This is a genomic window from Methylobacterium sp. WL116 (assembly GCF_008039455.1).
Lineage (GTDB): Bacteria > Pseudomonadota > Alphaproteobacteria > Rhizobiales > Beijerinckiaceae > Methylobacterium.
Genome location: NZ_VRUV01000654.1, coordinates 1 through 2,188, shown reverse-complemented (window position 1 = coordinate 2,188; position 2,188 = coordinate 1). Strand labels below are relative to the sequence as shown.

2 protein-coding genes are annotated in these 2,188 nt (G+C 72.1%); one reads left to right on the top strand and one right to left on the bottom strand.

Annotated elements, in window-relative coordinates:
* On the bottom strand, positions 1-255 hold a 255-nt coding region (locus FV223_RS25845), incomplete at its 3' end, for a gamma-glutamyltransferase (RefSeq protein WP_187276252.1).
* A 464-nt stretch (positions 256-719) separates the two neighbouring features.
* Between FV223_RS25845 and FV223_RS25840 the strand changes: the two genes are divergently transcribed.
* On the top strand, positions 720-2,153 hold the full coding sequence (locus FV223_RS25840) for a carbohydrate porin (RefSeq protein ID WP_147729615.1): 1,434 nt from the start codon (positions 720-722) through the stop codon (positions 2,151-2,153).
* Positions 2,154-2,188 lie beyond the last annotated feature (35 nt).

Below are 2,188 nucleotides of genomic sequence, written 5' to 3'. Positions count from 1 at the left end.
CGCCCGGGTGGCGAGCGCGCCGGCCGGCCCGCAGGCCTCGATGCCGCGCACCCGGCCGCCCTTCTCGCGCACCAGCCAGAACCCGTCGCCGCCGATGCCGTTCATGTGCGGGTAGACCACGGCGATCGTCGCGGCCATCGCGGTCATCGCCTCGATCGCGTTGCCGCCCTGCGCCAGCACGGTCTGCCCGGCCTGCGCGGCGCGGTGGTGCGGGGCGGCGACGGCGCCGTGGGAGAAGACGGGTGTCTCGGGCATGGTCTCGCTCACGGCTGGCGACGGATCGGCCGGCTGTACGAAAACCGTGCCGCGGGCGCAAAGCCGCGGGTCTCGACGAAGGGATCGCGCGAAGCGCCGACGCGGCCCCCGCTCCGGTCCGGGAGAGGGTCGGGGTGCGACCTGTCCGGAAAGACCTGTCCCCTCACTGTGTCCCTCTCCCGCATCCAAGTCGGGTCTCTCCGACTTGGACACAGGACGGGCAGGTTTGGGCACACGACGTGCAGATCTCGGGCAAGCCCGAGATCTGTGAGAGCGAGGAGATCCGCGCTTCATCGGCCCTCCGAAGCATCCCTTCGGCCCGGAACCCGGCCGGTGTGCTTAACCTGCACGGGACAGGCCCGTTCGGTGGGGCTAGGATCGGGCCACGAAGGCTTCAGGGTTCAGTCGTGTCGCGTCCAGCCCCCCTTCCGCGCAGCCGCCTGCTCCCTTGCCTCGCCGCCGCGATGCTCGGCCTCCCGACGCTTGCGCAAGCGCAGCAGGCATCGCCGGCGCCCCCGGTCATTCCGGTGATCCGCGAAGGCGCCGGCGGCGACGTGCGGACCTCGGTGGCGCAGCCCGAGACCACGAGCCAGACCTCGGGCGGCTATGCCCGCTCGGTCGAGCCCTATCTCGGGCCGCTCGGCGATCCGTTCGGCCTGCGCCCGGTCCTGAAGGAGCGGGGCATCCAGTACAGCCTCACCTACATCACCGACGTGCTCGGCAACCCGACCGGCGGGATGCGGCAGGGGGCGGTGGTCGAGGACCGGCTGAACCTGCGGCTCTACCTCGACCTCGACAAGCTCGCCGGCTGGCAGGGCGTGAGCGTGCACGCCAACGCCTACTTCATCCACGGCACCGGCCTGTCGCGCTACTACGTCGGCAACCTGCTCGACGTCAGCGTGATCGGGGCGCTGCCCGCGACTCGGCTCTACGTGCTGTGGTTCGACCAGCAGTTCCTCGACGGCAAGCTCGGCCTGCGCATCGGCCAGCAGGCCGCCGACACCGAGTTCTTCGTCAGCCAGACCGCGACGCTGTTCGTGAACTCGAGCTTCGGCTGGCCGGCGATCACCAGCGCCAACCTGCCTTCCGGCGGCCCGGCCTATCCCGTGGCGGCGCCGGCCGTTCGCGTAAAATTCGAGCCCGGCGGCGGCCTGTCGTTCCAGGCCGGGATCTACGACGGCGATCCGGCCGGCGCCAACCGCCCCGGCGACGACGCGGAGGAGCAGCGCCTCAACCGCACCGGCACGAACTTCCGCACGAACGACCCGGCCCTGATCGTGGCCGAGGCGGCCTATTCCTACAACACCGAGAAGGGCTCGACGGCGCTGCCGGGCACGGTGACGTTCGGCGGCTGGCAGCATTTCGGCCGCTTCGACGACCTGCGCCGCGACACGCTCGGCCTGTCCCTCGCCGACCCGGCCTCGTCCGGCGTGCCGCGCCAGCGCCGGGGCAATGCCGGCCTCTACGCGATGATCGACCAGAGCCTGCTGATCGAGCCCGAGAAGGACGACGAGGGCCTGTCGGTGTTCGTGCGCGCCTCGCTCTCGCCGACGCGCTCCAGCCTGATCTCGGCCTACGTCGATGCCGGCCTGGCCTACAAGGGCCTGATCCCGGGGCGCGACGACGACACGATCGGCGCCGGCATCGGCTATGCCCGCTACGCCGACGACGCCCGCCGGGCCGACACCGACACCATCCTGTTCACCGGCACCGCGATCCCGCGGCGGCGGGCCGAGACCGCGCTGGAGGCGACCTACCAGGCGCTGGTGGTGCCGGGCTTCACCGTGCAGCCGGACGTGCAGTACATCATCCGCCCGAGCGGCGGCGTCGCCGACGCGGACGGGCGCCGGCTGAAGAACGCCACCGTGCTCGGGGTGCGGGCGACCGTGCAGTATTGAGCCCGGGCGGCGCGCCGGCCCGCGGCCGCGAGGCC

What these genes read in the sequence shown, in the direction of transcription:
- FV223_RS25840 (WP_147729615.1), top strand. Translation starts at nt 720, where the DNA reads ATGCTCGGCCTCCCGACGCTTGCGCAAGCGCAGCAGGCATCGCCGGCG.